The following is a 22,032-nucleotide window of genomic DNA, read 5'->3' on the forward strand; positions in this document are numbered from 1 at the left end:
TATTTCTTGTGTTTGGCGATTTCTCTAGCCTTTTTTTTGTCGAGCATTTGGTTAATCATCCACTGCTGGACAATAGAAAAAATATTATTAATCGTCCAATAAAGGACCAACCCCGCCGGAAAAGTGATCAAAAAAATCGTAAAAAACAAGGGCAGCATTTTAAAGATTTTGGCTTGCGTGGGGTCGGTGATGGTGTTTGGGGTCAGGGCTTGTTGGGCGTACATAGAGACCCCCATTAAAAGGGGCAGGATAAAATAAGGGTCCATGAGCGATAGGTCGTGAATCCACAGCATCCACCCCGCGCTTTTGAGCTCTACGGCGTTGTAAAGCACCCGATAAATGGCAAAGAACACGGGGATTTGTAGGAGCAAAGGCAAACACCCGCCCAAAGGATTTGCCCCGTGCTTTTTATAAAGTTGCATCATGTGCATTTGGAGCTTTTGCGGGTCGCTCTTGTATTTTTCTTGCAATTCTTTCATTGCGGGGGCGAGGTCTTTGATTTTTTGCATGCTCACCATGCCCTTGTAGCTTAAAGGATAAAGGACAATCCGCACAATGAGCGTTAACAAGATGATCGCCCACCCCCAATTGTGGGTGTAATTGTGTAAAAAGTCTAGCAAGAGAAACACGGGGCGGGCAAAGAAGGTGATGATCCCATACTCGATCACCTCTGTTAGGGCGGGGTTGATTTGGGCTAATAGGTGGTGGTCTTTAGGGCCTATGTAACCATGCAAGGTGGCATCGCCCTTTAAGGACACAAAGGGCAGGGGGTTTTTGCTGGGCTGTGTGTCTACAATGGCGTTTAGGGGGGTGTTGGCAAAAAAGAGCGAGGTGTAGTAACGATCTACGCTGGCAATAAAAGTCGTGTTGCTAAAGGTCTTGGTTTTCTTCGCCTTGCCGTCCTCAATCTTTTCTAATTTATGGTCTTGTGTGCCTAAGAGCACGCCGTGAAACGCATAGCCATCTGCATCGGCCACGGGTCTTGCGCCATTGGAGAGCACATAGGCGGTGTTGCTCGCCCTCTTTGGTTCTAGGTGGATTTTTAAATCATAGGTGAGGTTGGGGTAAAAGGTGAGGGTTTTGGTTAAAGTCAAGCCGGGCAACTCTTGGGTTAAAACCAAACTTTGGGGGGCATTGTTTAGGGTGATTTCTTTGGCTGAAGCACTGTAGGGGGTTTTAAACGCCTCTGCATTTAAAGCATTGTCTACAAAGCGCAATTCTAAGGGCTTTAGGGCATCAGTGCCGAGCAAGGGCAATTTTTCTAAAGGGGGTTTGGGTTTGGCAAGCCCTAGAAGCTCTTGGACATGTTCCAAAAAGCCCTCTTGGCGATGCGCCGTAAACTTTTTATCTTTCAGATACACCTGGGCGATGCGCCCCAAAGAGTCGATCTCAATCTCCACACCTTTAGAGCGCACAAAGGCGATTAGGGGGGTGTTTTGCGTGGGTTGTGGGGCATTTTGTTCTAGGGTGTTTGGGGCCAAGTGGGAAGCGCCGGGGGCTTGCCCTTGTAGGCTGTGGGTGCTTTGGGTGATTTGGTGCGCCTGATCCTCTGGCTTGGGCTTGGGCTGAAAAAAGTAGCTATAAGCGATTAAAAAAATGAAGGAGAGAGCAATGGCTAAAATGAATTTGGAATTGTTTTCGTTCACGAGTGTACCTTGAGAATATAGTAGGTGTGGGCATTAGGGCTTGTGGGCACTAGGTAATAAACTAGCTTAAACGCATTTGGAGCGTAAAATTTAGGGCTTAAGGGCTTGCTTGTGCTGGGGTAATCTAGCCCACCGGGGTGAAAGGGGTGGCAGGATAAAACCCGCCTAGCCACCTTTAAAAGGGCTTTTGGCAAGGACTCGTTTGCCAAAAGCCACAGCGCATAAGTGGAGCAGGTGGGGTAAAAGCGGCAGGTGGCAGGCTTCATGGGCGATATACAGGTGCGGTAAAAGGCGAGCAAGGCTAGGGCAACTCTCATACACGCCTCAGTGCGCCCTTGTGGGGGTGTTTGCGCTTTAGGCATGCCAAAATTTGCTGTTTCAACTCTGCATAACTTAGGCTAGAAATCCCCGCCCGCGCCACAAAGACGATCACCTGCTTTTCTAGGCGGGCGTGGCTCAAAATGGCGCGTACCCGCCTTTTGAGTAAATTCCTTTGCACCGCCTTACCCACCTTCTTAGACACGCTAAGCCCGAGCAAAGAAGTCCTGGGAGTGCCAAAAAAAGGGGGCAAGCCCTCTAGGGGCAGGCTGTAAATGGCGAAAAACGCCCTCTGTGTCCGCATGCCCTTTTTATAGGTGTAAGAAAATTGCTGGGTGGTTTTTAGGGATTGCACGCCGCAAAAATCAAACGGCTAATTGCTTCCTTCCTTTAGCACGGCGGGCTTTAATGACCTTTCTCCCGTTCTTGGTTTTCATCCTCACAAGAAAACCATGCGTGCGCTTTCTAGGCGTGTTGTGGGGTTGGTAAGTCCGTTTCATTGTCTTCCTTTAAAATTTTCAAAAGGACTATTCTAGCCAAATTTGGCTAAAAGCTATCTAAATTCAGCGGGTGCTGTTTTTGTCCTCCACCAAGATATAGAGCTGGTTTAAATTGTGTGTTTGGAGCAGGTCCACGACTTTGACAAAGCTGTCTAAATTGCTGTTTTTATCGCCCTGTAAAATGATGGGTGTGTCCTTGGGGTAGCTTGAAACCGCCCGCCTCAACGCCTCAAAGCTCACCCTTTTTTTGTCTAAATAAAATTCGCCCTTGTGGGATATGGCGATATTGACCTGCTTTTTGTCCAAAACATCTTCAGCTTTATTGGAGCTTTGGTCCACTTTGGGGATATTGATGGGCAACTTAGAAGTACTGACAAAGGACGCAGTGGTGAGCACAATCACCAACAACACCAACATAATGTCAATGAACGGGACCACATTCATTGAGTCGATCTTTTTCATGGGCGTGTCCTAATCCATGTCTAGGCGGTTGAAGCTTTGGCCCTCGGCGGGGTGGTGGTAAATGTCCCACTTGGTGGCGATGATCTCGCTCTTACGCACCAACATGTTATAAATCACCACGGAGGGGATCGCCACAATCAGCCCCATCCCTGTAGACTTTAACGCCAACGCCAAACCGACCATGATCGCCTTCGTGTCTACGCCTGTGGTGTTGCCTAGTTCAATAAAGGTGATCATGATCCCCGTAACGGTGCCAAGTAGCCCGACATAGGGGGCGTTTGAGCCGATGGTGGCGACTAAGGTCAAGCGGCGGTGCAAGTCCAGCTCCAGCTTGCGCTTGTCGCTGTAGTCATCCACCCGCACCGTGGCGTAAAACCACACCCGCTCAATGCCGATCGCAATGACAACCACAGACAAAAAGGCCAAAAAGCCCAAAATCCCATAGTCCACCATTTCTTTTAAGTTGAAATCGCCCATCGCTACCCTCTGTACTTTAGTTGGCTCTTGGCTTCCATGTCCAAAACCTTTTGTTTCATGCTCTCTCTCTTGTCGTAAAGTTTCTTGCCGCGCACCAGGGCGACTTGCAATTTTACCCGATTTTTAGCGTTAAAATACAATTTCAAAGCCACGATGCTTAGGCGTTGTTGCCCCACTTGAGCGTACCACTTCAAGAGCTGTTTTTTGTGGAGCAACAGCTTACGCACCCGCCTTTCATCAGGTGTGTAGTGGGCGTTTGCCGTCTGCAAATGGGAAACATGCACGCCAAATAAAAACGCCTCGCCTCGAATGATCTTAACAAAATTATCCTTTAAATTGACACGCCCCGCCCGAATGGCTTTGACCTCTGCCCCCACTAAAACCACCCCAGCCTCCAAGCTTTCTAAAATCTCATAGTCAAAAAAGGCTTTTTTATTGCGGGCAATCTCTCTCACACCCTATCCTTGATCCCAAAAAAGCTGGCCCCACTTCCGCTCAAAAACCATGCGTAACTAGGGTCTAAAGACTTAGTCCACTCTTTTAAAGCAGGGTAGCACTCAAAAGCAGGGGTGAGTAGGTCGTTTAACTCTTGCGCTGTGTGGGTTTTTAAAAGCGCAAGGCTTGGCGTTTCTAACCAAAGGGGGTTAAATTCTTTAAAGGCACTAAAGGCCCCATAAACCCTAGCGGTGGTGCACTCTAGGGGCGGGATGCTAAGTTGCACTTCTAGGGGGGGTTCGCCAAAAGACTCCACCACTTCGCCAAAGTGGCTGACATTTGCGCTAGCAAAGCCCGAGATAAAAAAATTCACATCCGCCCCCACTTGTGCCCCGATTTGATAAAGTTGCTCCAAACTTAAGCCCAGCTCTAAGTGTCCATTGATTTCCCTTAAAAACACCCCTGCATCCGCACTTGAGCCTCCAAGGCCTCCACCTAAAGGGATGTGTTTTTCTACCTCTACACTGATTTGCTCTAAGTGCAGGCGTGAAGCGGGCTTTAAACTCTCTTTTAGCAACCACCACGCCTTGTAAATGGTGTTTTGCTCTAGGGGGCAATTAAAAGCGCCCTTCAAGCTAAACTTGGGCGCACTTTTTACACCCAACACATCGTGCAAGTTTTGCACTAGGCACAAACGGGAATTCAATAAATGATACCCCTGAGCTCTGCCGACCATCTTTAAAAAGACATTGACCTTTGGATACACGGGGCAACTAAATGTCAATCGATCTTGCCTAGTTCTTTGCCAATACCGGCCAAAAGCTGGTCGCTCACATCTTTAGACGCTTTTTTGTTCTCCAACGCCACCGCTTCTTTCAGCTCCGAGCGCAAAATCAAGGTGTGGGGGGGGGCTTCAAAGCCCAACTTCACACTCCCCTTTTCAATGGAAACCACCCGCACATAAATCGAGTCGCCCAAGACAACCCCCTCCCCCAATTTGCGCGATAAAATCAGCATACAAACTTAGGGTTGCGCCGAGATTTGGACACTCTCGATCTTATCGCCCTGTTTTAGGCTATCTAAGACTTGTAAGCTCGCCTCATCTTCAATCTGCCCAAACACTGTGTGTTCGCCATCTAAGTGGGGCTGGGGTGCAAAGCATAAAAAGAATTGACTCCCTCCCGTGTCGCGTCCGGCGTGCGCCATGCTTAAAGCTCCCCTTTTGTGCTTGTGGGGGTTGTTTGTAACCTCGCATTTAATGCGGTAATCAGGCCCGCCTGTGCCTGTGCCAAGCGGACAACCCCCCTGGGCCACAAAGCCGGCGATGACCCTATGGAAATCCAAGCCATTGTAAAAACCCTCATTGGCTAGGGTTGCAAAATTCGTAACGGTTTGGGGCGCATCGTTGCCAAATAGGCGGACTTTAATCGCCCCCTTGCTTGTGTGGATCGTGGCAGTGTGGTAGCTTTCTAAGACATCGGGGTTGGTTTCAAAAGTCTTTAGGGGTTTCATTGTCTTCCTTGAAAAGATTAAAATAATCGGGGCATTTTACCGATTTCCCCCTTAATTTATGTTATGGGGTGCTTATGCGGTGCGTTGGTGTGTTGGCGGTTTACCTTATCTTAGGTGGGGGGCTTTTAGGGGCCAAGCAAGAAGCCCTAGACACCTCTTTAATCCACCACCACCCCCACAAAGAACACAAAGCCCACGAAGACCACACCCCAGCACCCCCACAAACGCCTACACCCCCACCCCCCAACACGCCACACACAGCCCCACCCAAGAAGCCAATGCCCACAAAGGCCACGCCACGCCCAACGCCCATAAACCCCACACACAAGAGCGAGCTCCTAGCCACGCCACACACAACACCCCCACCCCCCAACACGCCACACACAACACCCCCCACCACCCCCACGCCGTTTTGCACCCATGGATTTACAGCACGTGTTTTTGACCGCCTACTTTGGGGATGGGCATTACAAACAAGGCTATGGGCTGTTGTTGCAAAAAGGGCATATGTTAACCTCTGCCGAACTTGCTTACGACAAGGGGATGTACGCCACGACTTTCATGGCGCAAATGCAGGATGACAGCGCGCCCGTGCTCATTTGCGTGGCAAGGTTACACATCAAAGCGATTGATCGCAATCGGGGGCTGGCCTTGCTCAACACCCACGCCTTCACCAACGACTATTGCCAAATCCGCCCTGAGAGCTTCTACCACGCCCGCATTTACAAACGCTACGCCCAAGACCTCTTGCAGACCAAAAGCACCACGCTCGGACTCCAAGTGTACTATCCCAAAGTGAGCGATGACAACGCCTTTGAAGTGCAGACCTTGCTAGAACACCACACCTACCCCCCCGAGAAAGAAACCAATGCCTATGGCAGACCCTTTTTCAACAGCGCGGGGGTGTTTGTGGGCATGGCGATCAACCCAAGTGCCACTGCCCCAAGCCACAGTGTCCACGACTTTTTACGCAACCTCAAGCATAGAAATTTATTTTAAAAACACAAATATAGGGATTAGTATATTTTATAGGCTATTTTGTCTAATAAAATAGTTATTGTTCCTCTTTTAACTCTACTACAACACATTGTGTTTAGAATAGTAATCCTAACAGATTTTTATGCAAGACTTTAAGTATATTTTTAAGCCATAAGAGAATACAATGCTACTTTATCCTCATGGAAAGGTGTTTATGAAACAAAAGTTATTCAAAACAATGGTTGCAGGTTTATGTTATTTTCTTGGAGGTTGTGGCGAAAGTGAAAATGAAAATGTCAGTGTGGATCAATACCTCCCCAAGGCCGAGCAAGCCTATAGGGACAAGGATTACAAAGTTGCGCTCAAGTATTTTAACAAGGCAGTGGGGCTGGGTGATGCCCACGCTTACGGCGGTTTAGGGGTGTTGTACCACAATGGGTATGGGGTGCGTAAAGATTACTCCAAGGCTTTAGACTACTTTGCCAAAGCCGCCCAAATGGGAGATGCGGGGGCTGTACAGAATATAGGGTGCATGTATTATTGGGGGCTGGGCGTGGACCCAGATCGCGCAAGGGCTAGGGAGTACTTTAAGAAAAGCAGGCAAATGGGGCTTAGGGTGATGGGTCTTTGCGACACAGATGCGCAAATGTTCCCCAAAGTGCAACAAATGCAAATCAAACAGACTTTTTAGTTTAAAACTCTTTGGCAAAAAATCCCCCTCGTTTTTAGCAGATGGGATGGATGCCTTTAGGGCGTGGTGCGGTGTCCGCATAGGGGGCTGATCACCCCTTTAATTAAGCCAAAACTCGCTCCCAAAAATAAATAGATGTCTGCCATGCCCACATACAAAATGGGTTCTCTTATGAGGGCTTGTGTGGCAAGTGCCCCCAAAAACAGCCAGCCTAACATGCGATCTAAGCAAAAAGCGATGAGGGCAAAGACACCTAAACTAGGTAGAGCGTAATCGCCATAAACAAAACTAAAAGGCAAGAGCCCTAAGGTGTCCATGAACACAAATAAGGAAAAAAGGGCTAAAAAGGCACAGGCTCTTTTAGATAAAAATGGCGTTTGTGTGCATTGAGCCAACAACGCCCCCACACTTAAAAGCACGCTAAAAGAACTTGGTGCTCCAAATAACCCTACAAAGACGCTGCTTAGGCTAAACCCACAAATGGGTACGATTAAAAGGATAAAGCCACAAATCCCCCAAAGGGCGTTAAAACCCACAAACACCCACACCCCCACACAAAAAGCCAAAAACAAGGCATCCACTACAGACTCTTCAAGTACGAGAGATTCAACACCAAGTGTGCAATTACCTTGCGCTCTTTGGTGTAAAGGACATGGATTTGGTTGTGGAAGATCAACACAGAGGGGTAGCTCACCTCCCCCCTAAGGCTTGTGTCCAAAATCTTTAAAGGCACAAACGCCCCACTTTTGGCATCAAAGCGGGCTAAACGCAAGGCACTTCTTGCACTTGGATTGTTTGGCAAGGCTTGGTTATAAATGAGATACAGCACCCCATTGGCGTTAAACAGGGCGTTTGCGCTGTCGTAATTGTTGAGGTTGCTGAGGGCGGGCTTTTGCCAATGCCAAAAGTTTAAACAGCTTTGTGTGTAAAAATGCGTGGTTTTATAACTTCTAAAAACCGCAAAGGCGCAATTTTTATACGGGACAAGACTAGGTTGTAATTGTTGTTTTAGGTAGTTGGTCTTGACTAAAAATTGCAAATGCGCTTCTTTGTCAAACTTTAAAAACACGGGGGATTTGTTGGCTAATTCGTGGTAAATGGGGAGGATAAAGCCCCCATCTGTAGTCGAGGTGGGGGCGTTTCTCACTAGATGGCTGATGTTTAAAAAGGGGCTTAGGTGCAGAGTTTGTGCGTAGTGTAGGGCTTTGGGGTTGCTTAAGGGGGCACTCAACACATAGATTTTAGAAGTCGCCCATCCACCTAAACTGGCCCCCACCACAAATAAATAAAGTCGATTTCTATGTGTCAAAAGCACGGGGTTGCCTAGGATTTTTACAAATTCTTGGGCTTGTTGGCTTAAATCATAGGCAGATAAAAGCTTAAACGCCTTGCTCCATTGTTTCTCTTTGTCCGTGTAAAAATTGCCCCAAATGTTGACATCGCTTTGGGCTTCCTTGCTCCCGCCAAAGTAAGCGGCTAGCATTGTGTGGCCGTCTAGAGCGGTTAAACTCGCTGAATGCACACTTTTAACAGGCGGCGGTGGCAAGCTTAGGGCACTAAAAAGAGGTTTGCTTTCCGTGAGCGTGGGGGATTTTACTAAGTTTATGCAGGGCTTTGTGGGCTTTAAAAGCATGATCACTCCAAAAAGGGCTAAGACAAAAGCCAAAAATTGCATCGTGCTCCTTTTTAAATCAAAGGTTGTAGTTTCTCACAAAATAGCTTAAGGTGTAGGGTGTTTTAATCGCCACAACCAACCCATTTTCTATGTGTTTTAAGGCGATTTTAAAAGGTTTTGTTTTCTAAATTTTTGCTTGAATTATATCCTTACACGCCTTTAATCTTTGATCCCACAACGCCTTAATTCTCTCAATCTGTTGTTTCTCCAAAGCCCGTATAAAGTGTTCCATTAAGTCGTAGGCGATTGCGCCATCTTTGTGGGTGGGGAGTTTAAGGGCTATGTTCTCTAAAAGGGATTGTTTAAAAGAAGCGCTGCCCCAGCTAAAAGAGCTAAAGGCTTTACGCATGCTTGCAATGAAAAATAACGCTCTATGGCGTTCTAGCCTGCCCTCTTTTAGGGTGGGCGATGAAAACATGCAACCCCTAGCCATCTGACCTTAAGCCGTTTGGGGCACATCGGGGGCTTATGTTATACTCAGGAGTTTATGGACTCTAAAAGGATTGGCATGCGCGTTGGTGTTAAGCTGTGGGTGGTTTTTATGTGTGTGGTGCTGCCTTTATTTGCAGAAAAAAACGGGTTTTTTGTCGGTGGGGGGTTTGTCTATAACTACTTTAGCCATACCTTAAACTTCACCATCCCCATTGACGGCACACACACCTTAGAGCCTGTGGCTGACCAGAGCACTTCACACAGCCAGCAGCACAGCGGGGCGCTCTATGGGGGAGAGATTGTGCTGGGCTACAAGCAATTCTTTGGCAAGCCCAAACTTTTTGGTTTGCGTTACTTTGCCTTTGCCAATGGCATGGGTGGGGGGTATAACTATTTGGGTTTTGGGCGCAAAGGGCAGAACATCAGCGCCACGCAAAACGCCGCTACATTTTTCTATGGGGCGGGGATCGACTTGCTGTCTAATTTTTTCAATCGGGGCGATCACAGCTTGGGGCTGTTTGTGGGGGCGATGATCGGGGGGCAAAGCTGGCTTTTAGGCAAAGCTTACGCCAGCGATAAAAGTTGCCAAACCCAAATCCCCACACAGCCTAAAGATTGCGTCAGTGCGGACGCGGTGTGGAAAAACAACGCCTCGATCGCGAGTTCTATGGGCAATGAGGCTAAGTTTTATGAAATGCCTAGTTTTCAAGTGGCGGTGCAAGGAGGCTTTAGGGCGCAACTCTCTAAGCACCAAAGCTTTGAAGTGGGGGTGCGCTTCCCCTTTTTAGAACACACCTATTACACCGAGAAAGACAAAAACAAATGGGGCATTTATGGCAAAGGCGGCAAGGCGCGTATTTTTTTGAAACGGGGGATCGCCCTTTTTGCGCATTATTTTTACACTTTCTAGGCGCGATTTACTCCCTTGTGCTAGACTTTGCTCTTTGCTAAGGGGACAGATGGAACAATTAAAAGCTTTGCTGTGGGGGTTGGTGGCGATCGTGGGGGCAATTGCTTTAGGAATGCTAGCCCTGCATAAGGGCGAGAGCATCAACACGCTTTGGCTGGTGTGTGCGGCGGTGTGTATTTACAGCTTGGGGTACCGCTTTTACAGCCATTTTGTAGCGTATAGGGTCTTGTGCCTCAATGATAACCGCGCCACGCCCGCTTGTGTGATCAACGATGGACGCGACTTCGTCCCCACACACAAGGCGATCACCTTCGGGCACCACTTTGCCGCCATTGCGGGCGCAGGGCCTCTAGTGGGCCCCATTTTAGCCGCCCAAATGGGTTATTTGCCCTCAATTTTGTGGATTTTAATCGGCAGTGTGCTGGGCGGATGCGTGCATGACTTCATTGTGCTCTTTTGCTCCATGCGCCGCAATGGGCGTTCTTTGGGCGAAATGATTAAAGATGAAATGGGGTCTTTTGTGGGCTGGTTTGCCATGCTGGGGACTTTGGGGATCATGGTCATCATCATCGCCATTTTGGCCATGGTGGTGGTCAAAGCTTTAGCCCACTCGCCCTGGGGACTCTTTACGATCGCTTGCACGATCCCCATTGCCATTTTTATGGGGCTTTACATGCGTTTTTTACGCCCCAAAGTGCTCGAAAGCTCGCTCATCGGCTTTGCGCTCTTGCTCTTGGCGATTTATTATGGCAAGGTGGTGGCCAATGACCCCACTCTTGCCTCTTACTTCACCCTTCAGGCCAGCTCTTTGGCGTGGATCATCATCGCCTACGGCTTTGTCGCCTCCATCTTGCCCGTGTGGTTCTTGCTCGCACCCAGAGATTATTTAAGCACCTTTTTAAAAATCGGGGTGGTGCTGGTTTTGGCTTTAGCCCTTGTCTTTGTCGCCCCGCCCATGCACTTGCCTAGACTGACGCATTTTATCGATGGGAGTGGGCCTGTCTTTGCCGGTGCGCTCTTTCCCTTTTTATTCATCACCATCGCCTGTGGGACGATCAGCGGTTTTCACGCCTTGATTTCTTCAGGCACCACGCCTAAGATCATCGCCAAAGAAAGCCATGCCCGTTTGGTGGGCTATGGCTCTATGCTCATGGAATCTGTGGTCGCTTTAATGGCGCTGTTGATGGCGGGCATTTTACACCCGGGGCTGTATTTTGCGATCAACGCCCCCCAAAGTGCGCTAGGCACGGACATCGCCACAGCTGTGCAGGCCATCAATTCTTGGGGCTTTAAAATCACACCCCAAGAGATTACAGACATCACGAAACACATAGGCGAGCAGAGCATTTTAAGCCGCACGGGGGGCGCGCCCACTTTTGCCATCGGACTTAGTTTACTCGTGTATAAGGTCGTGGGGCACCCTAGCGTGATGGCGTTTTGGTACCACTTTGCGATCCTCTTTGAAGCTTTGTTCATTTTAACCGCCGTGGATGCAGGCACCCGCACCGCCCGTTTCATGATCCAAGACATCTTAGGGCATGTCTATCAACCCCTTGGCAACACCAATTCCTACGCGGCTGGCATTGTGGCAACTTTATTGGCGGTCGGGTTTTGGGGGTATTTCTTGTATCAGGGCACGATCGATCCTAAAGGGGGGATTTACACTTTATGGCCGCTCTTTGGCGTGAGTAACCAAATGCTCGCCGGCATGGCGCTCTTGCTTGGCACCACGGTTTTATTTAAAATGGGACGCTTTAGACACGCTTTGGTGAGCGCGATCCCGGCGTTTTTTATTTTATCCATCACCTTTTACAGCGGGGTTTTAAAGGTACTGCCTAAAGGCGCAGACCCTATTTTAAACAAAGTGTCGCATGTCGCCACCGCCCAAATTTTAAGCGAAAAACTCGCCCACGCCACAGACCCTAAGCAAATAAGCCTGCTCAAGCAAGCCATCTTTAACCACAGCATCGATGCCATGCTTTGCGTGTTTTTCATGCTTGTGGCGTTTTTTGTGTTGGTGGCGAGTGTGCGTATTTGTGTGCGTGCCTACAAGGGGCAGGTACAACCGCCTTTAGCCGAAAGCGCGTTTGTGGCTGTGTCTTAATGCTAGGCATGTTAAAATGCGCTAAAAATTCAAGGAACATTGATGGACATTCATAACAGCGATGCCGATGTAGAGCAGTTTTTTGCCTTTTGTAAAGAAAAAGAAGTGGAATTTGTAGATTTCCGCTTCACCGATGTCAAGGGGACTTGGAATCACATGGGCTATTTCATCGGGGGCGTGGATAAGGACTTGTTGCAAAAGGGAATCCCCTTTGATGCCAGCTCCATTAAGGCGTGGCAGAGCATTGACCGCTCGGACATGATCTTAAAACCCGACTTGATTCGCTACTTCATTGACCCTTTTAGTGCAGATATTACGGCGGTGGTGTTTTGCGATGTGTGGGATGTCTATAAAGAGCAAGACTATGAAAAATGCCCCAGGAGCATCGCCAAACGGGCTTTAAGGCATTTGCAAAATTTAGGCATCGCCGATATGGCTTACTTTGGAGCAGAAAATGAGTTCTTTATCTTCGACTCCATTAAAATCAAAAACAGCGCGAATTGCCAATATTATGAGATCGACAGCGAAGAAGGGGAGTGGAACCGGGATCGCAGCTTTGAGGGGGGGGTAAACTTTGGACACCGCACGGGGCATAAGGGCGGGTATTTACCCACCCCCCCCACCGACACGATGATGGACATTAGAGCCGAGATTGTTAAGGTTTTAAATCAAGTGGGGCTAGAAACCTATGTCGTGCACCACGAGGTGGCCCAGGCCCAGGGCGAGATCGGCGTGCGTTTTGGGGAGTTGGTAGAGGCCGCCGACAATGTCCAAAAGCTCAAATATGTGGTGAAAATGGTCGCCCATTTAAACGGCAAAACCGCCACCTTCATGCCAAAACCCTTACATGGCGACAATGGCAGTGGCATGCACACGCATGTGAGCTTGTGGAAAAATGGCGAGAATCTCTTTAGTGGCGATGTGTATAAAAACCTAAGCCAAATGGCGTTGCACTTTTTGGGCGGGGTCTTGCGCCACGCTAGAAGTTTAGCGGCGTTCACCAACGCCTCTAGCAATTCTTATAAACGCTTGATCCCCGGCTTTGAAGCCCCCTCGATTTTGACCTATTCGGCACAAAATAGGAGTGCGAGTGTGCGCATCCCCTATGGGGTGAAGGGCAAGGCGGCGCGCTTTGAGTTCCGCTTCCCCGACAACTCTTCTAACCCCTATCTAGCCTTTGCCGCCATTTTAATGGCAGGCTTAGACGGGCTGGCGCAAAAGATGGATCCGGGCGCGCCTATGGACATCAACCTCTTCCAGCTCACCTTAGATGAGATCAGGGACAAGGGGATCAAACAACTCCCCCACACCCTAAGAAGTGCGCTGGAAGAAATGTTGGTGCATAAGGAGTATTTGAAAAAGGGGGAAGTGTTCACAGAGGAGTTTATTCAGGCTTACCAGAGCTTTAAGTTCCGCTCCGAGGTCTTCCCTTGGGAGAGCCGCCCCCACCCCTTTGAGTTCAAAACCACTTATTCTTGCTGATGGCTAAAAGGCGGGGCGGGTCGTTTTACGACAATTTCAAAAAGTTTAGGGCACTCGCCCGCTTGCTTAAAAGTCTTTGGTCTTTTTTAAAAAAACATTGAGGGAACATATGAAAAAAACTTCACTTTTATTGTTGGTGGGCTTACTAGGTTTGGGCTGTGCGCCTAAAGTGGCAGACAAACACGAACAAGGCCCCATCCCCTTTTCTTATTACGAGGCAAGCGAAAAGCCCCAACCCAAAAACCATTTACTAGTTTTGATTCCGCCACTAGCCATCACCTTTAGCAAGACGGTGCCGGCAAACATGCAACAGGGTTTTAAGGACTCTATGCGCGATCAAATCCAAGAAATCCTAGAAAAACGCGGATTTAGCGTGCAACAGGTAGAACTTCCCCTAACCCCTGCCGAACAAGAGCGGGGCTATGCTCTTGTGGAGGTGAGCGGGTTTGTTAAGGTACTTGAGGACATTAGTCTAAGAGAGGATCGGCTAAGAAATGGGGGATTGGAGGGCAAAAATGCGAACTTGTCCATGGGGTATTTGACTCTAAAGGTGCTGGAACCTAAGAGCAAAAAGCCCTTGAACATGACAAGTTTGGAATTGCCCGGCTATCAAGTCCGCACCCCTGTAACTGTGCGCCAAGAACGAGGCGTTTCGGGCGGGTATATGCCTACAAGTGTCGTGACACCTATTCGTGGCGAGGGCTTTGACAGTAATGTCTACCAAATTTTAATGCAAATTTACGCCCAAGGGGTGCATAGAATCAGCCAAGCCCTAGACCCCGACCAACTCATGGATTACCGCTACCTAGTGGAGAAGTTTAAAAAGGATCATTAGGGAAATCCTCGCGCAAATGGAAGATTTGCGCCCCAAAGTCTGTGTCTATCTCCACCCTTAGGTGGCCCTCGCAAAAGACCTCATAGTCCATTTTTTCGCCCAAATGCAGCACGAAGCTGGGCAAAATGGGTAGTAAGGCGCAACGCCCCCGGTTGAGGGTGATTTTATTGATGTGTACTCTTTTGCTCAAGGCTTTGATTTCTAAAATGTGCTTGGTTTGCCACACCCCATAATCTCTCGTCCACGAGGTGTAGGGCTGTTTTTGGCTGAAAAACACCGCGCTTAAAGTGGCTCTGGGTTGCTGTACCTGCTCTTCTCTTAGAAGTTGCTCGCCGGTGGGTAAAGCCAGCAGAGGGCTCAAGAGCAAACTAAGCGCAAGTGCCCTCAATCGTTGCTCCTGTTGATGTTGCGGTCTAAAATGGAGCGGATTTTTTCGACATTTTGGTGGTTGGTGGAAAAATAGATCTCTACGCGGTTGTTGCGCATGCGGTTCTCCACGCTGTCATTGGGCATGATGGGGTCGTTCTTGCCATAGGAGGTGAAGGAGAGTTTTTGCGGGTTAATGCCGTCATTCAGCAAGATTTGCATGACCTTATAGGCCCGACTCGCTGCCAAGGTGTAGTGGTCTTTGAAGTGGCTAGAAGCGGGCATGGGGGTGTTGTCGGTGTAGCCCCTGACATTGACCTCCACTTGGTCGGGCAAGAGTTGGATGATCTTGGCGATGCGGTGGATGTATTCACGCATGGAGGCGTTGATCTTATCGCTGTAGGGCTCTTCAAAGATCAGGCTGGAGGGCAGTTTCAACACCGCCCCTTGATCGGTTTGCTCCAAGATCGAGCCCTCGCCCACTTTGGTGATCGTGATTTGCGAACGGCTGGGATGTTCTTTGGATTCCTTCTCTTGGGCCTCTACGCTGCTTTGGGTTTCACCGGGGGCTGGAGGGATGGGGATCACAGGTTGCATGGAGTCTGGCACGGGGGCGTAGTCAAAAATTTTAATGAACTCTTTTTTAAGGGCTTTGACTTTAGCCTTATTGATCACAGAAATCGCATAAAGGGCGATGAAAAGGGCGAGCAACAAGGACAAAAAGTCGGCATAGGGCACCGCCCAGCGCTCGCCTGCTGGACACTCTGCTTTTTTTGCTTTCTTTGCCATTATTCAAACTGCGATTTTTTAGGCTCGCCGGGAGCGATGTAGTTTAATAACTTCATTTCTAGGTCTCTGGGGTTATCTCCATTGGCGATTCCGATAATGCCCTCTAAAATCATCACCTTTTCTTTTAAAATATCTTTAGACTTATTTTTAAGTTTGTTGCCAAAAGGGCCAAAGAGGGCGTAAGAGCACATGATCCCTGTCACCGTGGCGGTGAAAGCCCCAGCGATGCCCGCCGCCATTGCTGGGGGGTTGTCTAACTTTTGCAGCGCCAACATCAAGCCCAACACCGCCCCCACCAGCCCAAAGGTGGGCGCGCTTTCACCCGCAGTGATCCAATAGTGCGCTGCGCCGTGGTAGTACTCCTCAAGCTCCTCAATCGCCACATCTAGGCTCTCTTGCACGGATTTGATGTCCTTGCCATCCACAATCATCGAAAAGCCATTGCGGGTGAAGTCGTCCTCAATCTGCGCCACTCTAGACTCGAGCGAGAGCACCCCGTCCTTTCTCGCCATCGTGGAGAGCTCCACGATGTTCTTGATCGTGTCTTGCAGATTCACTTTGGGGTTTAAAAACACAATCTTGATTTCTTTAAAGGCGGCCTTGACATGGTGGGCGTGGGTGCTCACCATCGACGCGCATAGGGTCGTGGGGATGATGATGATTAAAGAGCTCAAGTGGATCACATGGATAGGGTTGCCCCCCTCTAAAATATCCCCCACTGCGATGGATGTGATCGCCAAAAACACACCTAAAAGTGATGACAAATCCATGAGAAACTACCCTTTCTGTTTTTTTGCTATTGCGGATAATCCGTTAAGGTTTGTATGCCATGCGCCCCACACACCCGGCATTCTGTGTTGCGCCGGACATTGATCTTTCTAAAGTCCATGTTCTTGGTGTCCACATGTAAAAGCTGGTCGGTGAGCAGGGGGAAACCTAGAAAATATTTGATCGCTTCAGATGCTTGGATGCAGCCCACAATCCCTGGGACAACCCCAAACAGCCCGGCTTTAAACACGCTGTTTAGCTCCGTGCTTGGGGGTTTGTCAAAGATACAAGCAAAGCATGCACTTTTTCTAGGCAAAATTGTGATGGTTTGCCCGTGGTGCTTGAAAATGCCCGCATGGCTTAGGGGTTTGTTTGCCAAAATACAGGCATCGTTGATGAGAAACTTGCTCGCAAAATTGTCGGTCGCATCGATGATAAAATCATACTCTTGGATCAATTCTAGGGCATTTGTGGCGGTCAGTTTTTCAAAATGGGTTTCAACTTGCACTTCAGGGTTCAAGGCCAACATTTTGCGCTCGGCGGATTTGACCTTAGAGCTGTGGATTTCCTGTGTGGTGTGGATGATTTGGCGTTGCAAGTTGTTTAACTCGATGATGTCAAAATCCAAAATCCCGATGCGCCCAATGCCCGCCGCTGCCAAATAAAAACAATTGGGCGAGCCAAGCCCCCCCGCCCCAATCACAAGCACGCTGGCGCGCAACAATCTTTCCTGCCCCTCCTCGCCCACATCTTCCAACATCAAATGCCGTTTATAGCGTTCTTTTTGGCTCTCTGTCATGGCTGTCCTTAGTTTATCTGTGCGATCCAAGCGGGCATATGGGGCTGTTCGGCTTTGAGGCTTGTGGCGCGCCCGTGCCCGGGGTAAATGGGGCAATCTAGCTTATCTAAAGCGTAAAAACGCTCTAAAGACTCTTTCATGTCCTGTGGGTCGGAGTAGGGGAAGTCGTAGCGGCCAATGCTTCTATAAAAAATGAAATCCCCACTAAAAAACACCCCCCCCACTTCGATGACACTACACCCCGGGGTGTGCCCGGGAAAATGCCAATAGGTGATCTCCACCCCCCCCACTCCAAAAGAATGGCTCTTTTTATGCCCCTCAATGGGCTGGATGTCTGCCTCTTTGCAGGTGGGTTGGCCTAAACAAAAACAATCTGTGGTGAGCATGAACATGTCTTCTTTAGGCATATACAAAGGCACGCCAGCCCATGTTTGCTTTAAGGCGGGCGCGTCCCAAATGTGGTCGTAATGCCCGTGTGTGATCAAGATCGCTAAGGGGTTTTTGGCTTGCTCTTGCACCCACGAGCTTGCCCCCACACCCGGATCGATCACCAAATCGCCCTGTGCCAACTGCAGGACATAACAATTTGTCTGTGTGTTGCCAAAAGCCTGCACTTTGATTTTAAACATCTTTCCATTCTAGCAAAATTTGCCTAAAGTTAAGCCCGCAGTTGACAAACATAGGGGCACTCTAGCGCATTTTGTAAAATAGTGGATGAAATCCACGGCCTCTTTAAAGTCTTTAAGGCCATGGACATGGGCAAAATTTTTCGTGTTAAAGTCTTTGGCAACCTGACAATTTGTGTTGTTTGGCAAATGCCGCCCTATCAAATCCTATAAAACTTTGTAAAATTCTACAAAGCTAGAATTTCTGTTGTATTCTTGGTCCAACCATGCCTGCCACACTCTTGGTTTTCGGGAGGGAAGCAAAGCTTGCAGCTTTTTGCATGGGTCCCCTTTGGGGGAAGCAAGCGCTAATTTAGGCAATGCCTGTTTTAGCAAAATTTCGGGCTATTGTGGCAAGAATAATCCTATAAGCTGTTTCTTGCCCTCCGATGGTTACCCCTATTTAGCCTTTTAAGATGATATAATCACCGCTCTAATACACAGGCGTAGGGTAGAGTCCAAAAAGCATAGTGGTGTAATTTAGGAAGGAAGGCACAGCTTATGAATTTATCCAATGTCAGGATTGGGACAAAGCTCGTTGGTTTGATCATTGGGGTCTTGCTGGTCATCTTTGTCGTTTTGGCCTTAGTGATCACCCACAAGTCTTCTAAAACTTTGCAAGCAGAGGCTTATAAAACTCTCTATAATGTCGCCGAGAGGCATGCCAACCGCATCATCCTCGCCTTTAACCAAAGTTTTACCCTGCTAGAAACCCTGAGAGGGACGATTCAAACCTCCATTGCTAACCATGCCTTATACAGAGGCGAATTGTCCAATTTTGTGAACACTACTTTTGACGAAGCTAATTGGTCGGATTATTGTTTCCTCTACCTCCCACGCGCGGTCTTTCAAGACTTGCCCACTAAAATGCCCCAACCAGAAGATGCAAAACACTTTGATCCTAAAGGTTTCTATTTGGCTTTGGAGGACACTGATATGGCACACGCAGGAGGGGTTATTTCCCTCTCTGCCCAACAGAGTGCCCGTATTTTTAACCGCTCCCACATCCAAGAAGTGTTGCAGAGGAATCAAGACACGGTGAGCGAGCCGATACGCATCAACATTGCGGGCAAGGAAATAACCACTGTCATCGCCACCGTCCCCATCAGAAATGCACAAAAACAAGCAATAGGGTTTGTCGGCATCACCATCGATCTTGCCAGAGTACGCCAAGAGATCATCTTGGACAAAACCAGCTCGGTTTATCAGGGCGACATCATCGCAGTGCTCTCATCTACAGGTAAAGTTGTTGTTTTTCCAGACACTAAAATGATCGGAAAACCTCTGATTGAAGTCAATCCAGGTCCCTTGACAGAGGCTATTTTAAAAGCCGTAAAAGAGCGTAAAGAAGGGGTATTTCCTTATGTGAACATTAGACACCAAGAATCCTTTATTGGGTTGGTGAATTTTAAAGTGTGGCGCAGTGTCGATCAATTTTGGTCTGTCTTTATTGTCGTCTCTAAAGATATTGTTTTTAAACACAGAAACGAGCTTGCAAGACTCGTCATGATGACCGCATTTTTTTCTCTTATCATTGCGGGGGTGTGCGTGGCGTTGCTGGCTAACAAAGTCATCTCTGCACGCCTCTCTATCGTTTTAGAGGGGCTAGTTTCTTTCTTTAAGTTTTTAAACCACGAGAAAATTTCCCTCAAACCCCTGAAAGTGCAAAGCAATGACGAGTTAGGGCAAATGGCAAGTGTCATCAACGCCAATATCCAAAAGATTCAACAATCTTTAGAACAAGATGAACAGGCGGTGTCCCAGTCCGTTAACACGGCTAAGATCATTGAATCGGGCGATTTGAGTGCACGCATCACGCAAATCCCTGCTAACCCTCAGCTTAAAGAGCTTAAAAATGTGCTCAACACCATGCTAGACACCCTAGAGCGCAAAGTGGGGGCAATATGAACACCATCAACGCCGTTTTTGAAGCCTACAAAAATTTGACTTCACAGCCAAAATCCCAGAGGCTAAGGGCGCTGTGGAAATCACGACGAATATGCTAGGCCAAGACATCCGCGAGATGCTGAGTGCCTCTTTTGCTTTTGCTAAAGAATTATCCTCCCAAAGTGCCGTCTTAAGAGAATCCATGCAAGCTCTCTCGCAAAGCAGTGTAGAGCAATCCAACTCCCTAGAGGGAACAGCCAAACAAATTGCCCAAATCACTGCTTTTATGAAAAACACCAGCACCCAAACCACAGAGATCACCAAGCAGGCCCAAGAGATCAAAAACATCATTGGCATCATCAAAGACATCGCTAACCAAACCAATCTTTTGGCTTTAAATGCCGCCATTGAAGCCGCCAGAGCGGGCGAGCACGGACGGGGCTTTGCTGTGGTGGCCGATGAAGTGCGCAAATTAGCCGAGAGGACGGGAAAATCTTTAGGTGAGATCGAAGCCAATGCCAATTCGTTGATCCAAAGCATCGATGAGATTGTGGCTAATGTCCAAGAACAGACTAGTGGGATTGAGGCGGTCAATAAGACGGTCGAACAACTAGAAGTCGTGGTGCAAAAAAACGCTAAGATTGCCCAAGACACCGATCAGATCACCCAAAAAGTCAATGACATCGCTAAGGAAATTTTTGATGATGTCAACAAGAAGAAGTTTTAGGGCAGGAATAGGGCGACTTGAATTAGCACTTAAGAACTTGCACCCTAGTCTTTAGTCTGTTAGTCTGTGGTTTTATTTGCCTCTATATATCTTAGTGTCTTGTGCGCGGGAGAACCTAGTCTTCATTTGTTTGAGTTTGCTTAAACAGGCATGTTTAAGCGAAGTGCCTGTGTGCCTAAAGCCCGTGTGATCATGATAAACATACGGACACTCTATAGCGTTTTGCAAAAACTCTAAAATCTTGGCAAAGCTCAAATCTTGGTGAAATCTAGGCTTGCCATTATAAGTGTTTAAAGGGTGGGCATAGAGCATGTCTAAATAGGCGTTGTCATGGGTGTCTAAATAGCGGATAAAATCCAGAGCTTCTTTAAAGTCTTTAAAATCGTGGACATTGACAAAGCTTTTGGGGTTGAAATCCTTAGCCACTTTGGGGTTGCCCCAATAAATCGGGATGGTGTGGGCAAAGTAGGCATCGACTATTTTTTCTGTGGTGTAACCCAAACCTAAAGAGTTTTCAAAACACAGATTAAACTTATACCCACTGATGAACTCGTGCTTGTTTTGCACCAAAGACCCAATCGTGTTAAACACCCCCCCCCGCAACCGGCTTATAAGCGTTGAGCTCTTTGTAAAGCGTTTCTTGCAGGGGCGTTGGGGTTAGAGGCGACAAAGCTGGCAAATCCTCGTTTAAGGGGGTCGCTCTGCTCTCTAGCAAGGCTGTCTATTTGGGGGTGCGTGGTGTTGAAGGTGGGGTTGGTGGTTAATTGAGAAAACCAATGCAGGGCTTGGTAATAAAGGGGTAGGCGCAAATAGCGATCGCCAAATTCTAAGTCGTCAAAACCCATGCCAAAATCGTAGACATTAAAATCGATGCGTTCGTTCTCGCCTGTGTAGCCTATACGCTTTTGGGGGAAGTCCAAAATGGGGGAATTTAACATGCCAGCCAATCTAAGAGAACTGCCAAAGACCACAGCGCAAGGGTCTTTAGGGTTGGTGGATAGAGTGGTGTCGTGTTGTGTGGCCAAAATGCCGTAAAAGAGCCACGCTTGAAAATGTGCTAGGTTTTCCAAAGCATTTTTACTAGTCCAAAAAGCAACCCCGATGGTGAGAGGCTTTTTAGTGGGTGGGGGTGGGGGCAAGTGGCTAGACTCAATGAAGGCATCTAAAAGTGGGGCAAACATGGCAAACCTTAGCATTTTTGAGAGTATAGCATGGAGTTTTTAGGGGTTTTTGTTATAATGGGGGCTATTTAGCCAAAGGATTTGTATGCGAGTTTTCATCAACGGGCAGATAAAAGAGTTTGACAAGCCTATAAACATCGACACCGCCATTCAAGAGCTGGGCATTGAAGCTCAGGTGTGTGCGGTGGCTCTAAACGAGTCGGTGGTGAAAAAAGAGAGGTGGCACAGCACCCCCCTGCAAGAAAACGACCGCCTAGAGTGTTTGCAGTTTATGGGGGGTGGTTGACACTGTCAAGCACCCTTAAGACTGATGTCAGCCTCCCTTAGGGTTGACATTGTCAACCCCCCATAAAAAGGTTAAAATAGCCCCCTTGGGCTTGAGTCCAGTCCAAA

At 48.2% G+C, this 22,032-nt stretch carries 28 protein-coding genes and 3 pseudogenes; 11 read left to right on the plus strand and 20 right to left on the minus strand.

What is annotated here, in order from left to right; translation table 11 throughout:
- Window positions 1-12: 12 nt before the first annotated feature.
- Window positions 13-102 (plus strand): hypothetical protein, encoded by a 90-nt coding sequence (locus tag K6J72_RS08635; RefSeq protein ID WP_430886746.1) that lies wholly within the window; start codon window positions 13-15, stop codon window positions 100-102.
- Here K6J72_RS08635 and yidC read toward each other — a convergent pair.
- From yidC to K6J72_RS02770, 10 genes and pseudogenes are all read right to left on the minus strand, one after another.
- A pseudogene (gene yidC / locus K6J72_RS02725) lies at window positions 66-1,646 on the minus strand (membrane protein insertase YidC); the annotation flags it as partial. The gene K6J72_RS08635 and the pseudogene yidC overlap by 37 nt on opposite strands.
- Window positions 1,643-1,963: a membrane protein insertion efficiency factor YidD gene (gene yidD / locus K6J72_RS02730; protein ID WP_221280432.1), complete on the minus strand. Its 321-nt coding sequence runs from the start codon at window positions 1,961-1,963 to the stop codon at window positions 1,643-1,645. The gene yidD and the pseudogene yidC, both read right to left, overlap by 4 nt.
- The gene (gene rnpA / locus K6J72_RS02735) at window positions 1,960-2,268 is read right to left on the minus strand and encodes a ribonuclease P protein component (protein WP_260320645.1); all 309 of its coding nucleotides are present in this window, start codon (window positions 2,266-2,268) and stop codon (window positions 1,960-1,962) included. Before rnpA ends, yidD begins: the two co-directional genes overlap by 4 nt.
- A 61-nt stretch (window positions 2,269-2,329) precedes the next feature.
- Window positions 2,330-2,464: a 50S ribosomal protein L34 gene (rpmH, locus tag K6J72_RS02740; RefSeq protein WP_015106717.1), complete on the minus strand. Its 135-nt coding sequence runs from the start codon at window positions 2,462-2,464 to the stop codon at window positions 2,330-2,332.
- 63 nt (window positions 2,465-2,527) lie between these two features.
- Window positions 2,528-2,926, minus strand: coding sequence for a biopolymer transporter ExbD (locus K6J72_RS02745; RefSeq protein ID WP_221280435.1), 399 nt, complete (start codon window positions 2,924-2,926; stop codon window positions 2,528-2,530).
- A gap of 9 nt (window positions 2,927-2,935) precedes the next feature.
- Window positions 2,936-3,403 (minus strand): TonB-system energizer ExbB, encoded by a 468-nt coding sequence (gene exbB / locus K6J72_RS02750; RefSeq protein WP_221280437.1) that lies wholly within the window; start codon window positions 3,401-3,403, stop codon window positions 2,936-2,938.
- A 2-nt stretch (window positions 3,404-3,405) separates the two neighbouring features.
- Complete coding sequence (gene smpB, locus K6J72_RS02755) at window positions 3,406-3,858, minus strand: SsrA-binding protein (RefSeq protein WP_221280439.1); 453 nt, start codon at window positions 3,856-3,858, stop codon at window positions 3,406-3,408.
- Entirely contained in the window at window positions 3,855-4,622 is a 768-nt protein-coding gene (locus K6J72_RS02760; RefSeq protein WP_221280441.1) for a 4-(cytidine 5'-diphospho)-2-C-methyl-D-erythritol kinase, read from the minus strand. Before K6J72_RS02760 ends, smpB begins: the two co-directional genes overlap by 4 nt.
- Window positions 4,619-4,855 carry a carbon storage regulator gene (locus K6J72_RS02765; protein WP_221280443.1) on the minus strand — a complete coding sequence of 79 codons (237 nt, stop codon included), beginning with the start codon at window positions 4,853-4,855 and terminating at the stop codon, window positions 4,619-4,621. Before K6J72_RS02765 ends, K6J72_RS02760 begins: the two co-directional genes overlap by 4 nt.
- A 6-nt stretch (window positions 4,856-4,861) precedes the next feature.
- Entirely contained in the window at window positions 4,862-5,350 is a 489-nt protein-coding gene (locus K6J72_RS02770; protein ID WP_221280445.1) for a peptidylprolyl isomerase, read from the minus strand.
- 79 nt (window positions 5,351-5,429) lie between these two features.
- Here K6J72_RS02770 and K6J72_RS02775 point away from each other — a divergent pair, with 79 nt between their 5' ends.
- The 3 genes from K6J72_RS02775 to K6J72_RS02785 all read left to right on the plus strand — a co-directional run bounded on the left by K6J72_RS02775 (window position 5,430) and on the right by K6J72_RS02785 (window position 7,019).
- Entirely contained in the window at window positions 5,430-5,795 is a 366-nt protein-coding gene (locus K6J72_RS02775; protein WP_221280446.1) for a hypothetical protein, read from the plus strand.
- Window positions 5,771-6,349 (plus strand): hypothetical protein, encoded by a 579-nt coding sequence (locus K6J72_RS02780; RefSeq protein ID WP_221280449.1) that lies wholly within the window; start codon window positions 5,771-5,773, stop codon window positions 6,347-6,349. The genes K6J72_RS02775 and K6J72_RS02780 overlap by 25 nt, the downstream gene beginning before the upstream one ends.
- 193 nt (window positions 6,350-6,542) lie before the next feature.
- On the plus strand, window positions 6,543-7,019 hold the full coding sequence (locus tag K6J72_RS02785) for a tetratricopeptide repeat protein (RefSeq protein WP_221280451.1): 477 nt from the start codon (window positions 6,543-6,545) through the stop codon (window positions 7,017-7,019).
- A gap of 56 nt (window positions 7,020-7,075) precedes the next feature.
- On the opposite strand, the gene K6J72_RS02790 is transcribed toward K6J72_RS02785, so the two are convergent.
- The 3 genes from K6J72_RS02790 to K6J72_RS02800 form a co-directional block, all read right to left on the minus strand.
- Window positions 7,076-7,600: a hypothetical protein gene (locus tag K6J72_RS02790; protein WP_221280453.1), complete on the minus strand. Its 525-nt coding sequence runs from the start codon at window positions 7,598-7,600 to the stop codon at window positions 7,076-7,078.
- Window positions 7,600-8,694, minus strand: a complete 1,095-nt coding sequence (locus K6J72_RS02795; RefSeq protein ID WP_221280456.1) for a sialidase family protein — start codon at window positions 8,692-8,694, stop codon at window positions 7,600-7,602. Before K6J72_RS02795 ends, K6J72_RS02790 begins: the two co-directional genes overlap by 1 nt.
- A 124-nt stretch (window positions 8,695-8,818) precedes the next feature.
- Window positions 8,819-9,112 (minus strand): restriction endonuclease subunit S, encoded by a 294-nt coding sequence (locus tag K6J72_RS02800; protein ID WP_260320646.1) that lies wholly within the window; start codon window positions 9,110-9,112, stop codon window positions 8,819-8,821.
- 90 nt (window positions 9,113-9,202) lie between these two features.
- Between K6J72_RS02800 and K6J72_RS02805 the strand changes: the two genes are divergently transcribed.
- The 4 genes from K6J72_RS02805 (at window position 9,203) to K6J72_RS02820 (ending at window position 14,457) form a co-directional block, all read left to right on the plus strand.
- Window positions 9,203-10,036 (plus strand): outer membrane protein, encoded by an 834-nt coding sequence (locus tag K6J72_RS02805; protein WP_260320647.1) that lies wholly within the window; start codon window positions 9,203-9,205, stop codon window positions 10,034-10,036.
- A 49-nt stretch (window positions 10,037-10,085) separates the two neighbouring features.
- Entirely contained in the window at window positions 10,086-12,140 is a 2,055-nt protein-coding gene (locus K6J72_RS02810) for a carbon starvation CstA family protein (RefSeq protein WP_221280460.1), read from the plus strand.
- 42 nt (window positions 12,141-12,182) lie between these two features.
- A complete protein-coding gene (gene glnA, locus K6J72_RS02815) occupies window positions 12,183-13,622 on the plus strand; it encodes a type I glutamate--ammonia ligase (protein WP_221280463.1) in 1,440 nt (479 codons plus the stop codon).
- A 109-nt stretch (window positions 13,623-13,731) separates the two neighbouring features.
- The gene (locus K6J72_RS02820) at window positions 13,732-14,457 is read left to right on the plus strand and encodes an HpaA family protein (protein ID WP_221280465.1); all 726 of its coding nucleotides are present in this window, start codon (window positions 13,732-13,734) and stop codon (window positions 14,455-14,457) included.
- Here the strand turns inward: K6J72_RS02820 and K6J72_RS02825 are convergent.
- From K6J72_RS02825 to K6J72_RS02850, 6 genes are read right to left on the minus strand one after another with little or no spacing between them, the layout of a single operon-like run.
- Entirely contained in the window at window positions 14,441-14,845 is a 405-nt protein-coding gene (locus tag K6J72_RS02825) for a hypothetical protein (RefSeq protein WP_221280467.1), read from the minus strand. The two genes, K6J72_RS02820 and K6J72_RS02825, sit on opposite strands and share 17 nt — an antisense overlap.
- Window positions 14,842-15,612 (minus strand): flagellar motor protein MotB, encoded by a 771-nt coding sequence (motB, locus tag K6J72_RS02830; RefSeq protein WP_221280469.1) that lies wholly within the window; start codon window positions 15,610-15,612, stop codon window positions 14,842-14,844. Before motB ends, K6J72_RS02825 begins: the two co-directional genes overlap by 4 nt.
- Window positions 15,612-16,382, minus strand: coding sequence for a flagellar motor stator protein MotA (motA, locus tag K6J72_RS02835; RefSeq protein ID WP_221280471.1), 771 nt, complete (start codon window positions 16,380-16,382; stop codon window positions 15,612-15,614). Before motA ends, motB begins: the two co-directional genes overlap by 1 nt.
- 26 nt (window positions 16,383-16,408) lie before the next feature.
- Window positions 16,409-17,179 (minus strand): HesA/MoeB/ThiF family protein, encoded by a 771-nt coding sequence (locus K6J72_RS02840; RefSeq protein WP_221280474.1) that lies wholly within the window; start codon window positions 17,177-17,179, stop codon window positions 16,409-16,411.
- Between the two features lie 8 nt (window positions 17,180-17,187).
- Entirely contained in the window at window positions 17,188-17,808 is a 621-nt protein-coding gene (locus K6J72_RS02845) for an MBL fold metallo-hydrolase (protein WP_221280476.1), read from the minus strand.
- Between the two features lie 9 nt (window positions 17,809-17,817).
- Entirely contained in the window at window positions 17,818-17,994 is a 177-nt protein-coding gene (locus K6J72_RS02850) for a hypothetical protein (RefSeq protein ID WP_221280478.1), read from the minus strand.
- A gap of 351 nt (window positions 17,995-18,345) precedes the next feature.
- Between K6J72_RS02850 and K6J72_RS02855 the strand changes: the two genes are divergently transcribed.
- Window positions 18,346-19,752 (plus strand): PDC sensor domain-containing protein, encoded by a 1,407-nt coding sequence (locus K6J72_RS02855; RefSeq protein WP_260320648.1) that lies wholly within the window; start codon window positions 18,346-18,348, stop codon window positions 19,750-19,752.
- A 325-nt stretch (window positions 19,753-20,077) separates the two neighbouring features.
- Window positions 20,078-20,458: pseudogene (locus tag K6J72_RS08640) on the plus strand (methyl-accepting chemotaxis protein); the annotation flags it as partial.
- Between the two features lie 186 nt (window positions 20,459-20,644).
- On the opposite strand, the pseudogene K6J72_RS08645 reads toward K6J72_RS08640, so the two are convergent.
- Window positions 20,645-21,363, minus strand: a pseudogene (locus K6J72_RS08645) (glycosyltransferase family 10 domain-containing protein); the annotation flags it as partial.
- A 361-nt stretch (window positions 21,364-21,724) separates the two neighbouring features.
- Between K6J72_RS08645 and thiS the strand changes: the two are divergent.
- On the plus strand, window positions 21,725-21,925 hold the full coding sequence (gene thiS / locus K6J72_RS02865; RefSeq protein WP_221280479.1) for a sulfur carrier protein ThiS: 201 nt from the start codon (window positions 21,725-21,727) through the stop codon (window positions 21,923-21,925).
- Window positions 21,926-22,032 lie beyond the last annotated feature (107 nt).

It is taken from the genome of Helicobacter sp. NHP19-003 (assembly GCF_019703305.1).
GTDB classification, from domain to species: Bacteria; Campylobacterota; Campylobacteria; order Campylobacterales; family Helicobacteraceae; genus Helicobacter; species Helicobacter gastrocanis.

What these genes read in the sequence shown, in the direction of transcription:
- yidD (WP_221280432.1), bottom strand. Translation starts at nt 1,963, where the DNA reads ATGAGAGTTGCCCTAGCCTTGCTCGCCTTTTACCGCACCTGTATATCG.
- rnpA (WP_260320645.1), bottom strand. Translation starts at nt 2,268, where the DNA reads ATGCGGACACAGAGGGCGTTTTTCGCCATTTACAGCCTGCCCCTAGAG.
- rpmH (WP_015106717.1), bottom strand. Translation starts at nt 2,464, where the DNA reads ATGAAACGGACTTACCAACCCCACAACACGCCTAGAAAGCGCACGCAT.
- K6J72_RS02745 (WP_221280435.1), bottom strand. Translation starts at nt 2,926, where the DNA reads ATGAAAAAGATCGACTCAATGAATGTGGTCCCGTTCATTGACATTATG.
- exbB (WP_221280437.1), bottom strand. Translation starts at nt 3,403, where the DNA reads ATGGGCGATTTCAACTTAAAAGAAATGGTGGACTATGGGATTTTGGGC.
- K6J72_RS02765 (WP_221280443.1), bottom strand. Translation starts at nt 4,855, where the DNA reads ATGCTGATTTTATCGCGCAAATTGGGGGAGGGGGTTGTCTTGGGCGAC.
- K6J72_RS02770 (WP_221280445.1), bottom strand. Translation starts at nt 5,350, where the DNA reads ATGAAACCCCTAAAGACTTTTGAAACCAACCCCGATGTCTTAGAAAGC.
- K6J72_RS02780 (WP_221280449.1), top strand. Translation starts at nt 5,771, where the DNA reads ATGGATTTACAGCACGTGTTTTTGACCGCCTACTTTGGGGATGGGCAT.
- K6J72_RS02785 (WP_221280451.1), top strand. Translation starts at nt 6,543, where the DNA reads ATGAAACAAAAGTTATTCAAAACAATGGTTGCAGGTTTATGTTATTTT.
- K6J72_RS02795 (WP_221280456.1), bottom strand. Translation starts at nt 8,694, where the DNA reads ATGCAATTTTTGGCTTTTGTCTTAGCCCTTTTTGGAGTGATCATGCTT.
- K6J72_RS02800 (WP_260320646.1), bottom strand. Translation starts at nt 9,112, where the DNA reads ATGTTTTCATCGCCCACCCTAAAAGAGGGCAGGCTAGAACGCCATAGA.
- K6J72_RS02805 (WP_260320647.1), top strand. Translation starts at nt 9,203, where the DNA reads ATGCGCGTTGGTGTTAAGCTGTGGGTGGTTTTTATGTGTGTGGTGCTG.
- K6J72_RS02810 (WP_221280460.1), top strand. Translation starts at nt 10,086, where the DNA reads ATGGAACAATTAAAAGCTTTGCTGTGGGGGTTGGTGGCGATCGTGGGG.
- glnA (WP_221280463.1), top strand. Translation starts at nt 12,183, where the DNA reads ATGGACATTCATAACAGCGATGCCGATGTAGAGCAGTTTTTTGCCTTT.
- K6J72_RS02820 (WP_221280465.1), top strand. Translation starts at nt 13,732, where the DNA reads ATGAAAAAAACTTCACTTTTATTGTTGGTGGGCTTACTAGGTTTGGGC.
- motB (WP_221280469.1), bottom strand. Translation starts at nt 15,612, where the DNA reads ATGGCAAAGAAAGCAAAAAAAGCAGAGTGTCCAGCAGGCGAGCGCTGG.
- motA (WP_221280471.1), bottom strand. Translation starts at nt 16,382, where the DNA reads ATGGATTTGTCATCACTTTTAGGTGTGTTTTTGGCGATCACATCCATC.
- K6J72_RS02840 (WP_221280474.1), bottom strand. Translation starts at nt 17,179, where the DNA reads ATGACAGAGAGCCAAAAAGAACGCTATAAACGGCATTTGATGTTGGAA.
- K6J72_RS02845 (WP_221280476.1), bottom strand. Translation starts at nt 17,808, where the DNA reads ATGTTTAAAATCAAAGTGCAGGCTTTTGGCAACACACAGACAAATTGT.
- K6J72_RS02855 (WP_260320648.1), top strand. Translation starts at nt 18,346, where the DNA reads ATGAATTTATCCAATGTCAGGATTGGGACAAAGCTCGTTGGTTTGATC.
- thiS (WP_221280479.1), top strand. Translation starts at nt 21,725, where the DNA reads ATGCGAGTTTTCATCAACGGGCAGATAAAAGAGTTTGACAAGCCTATA.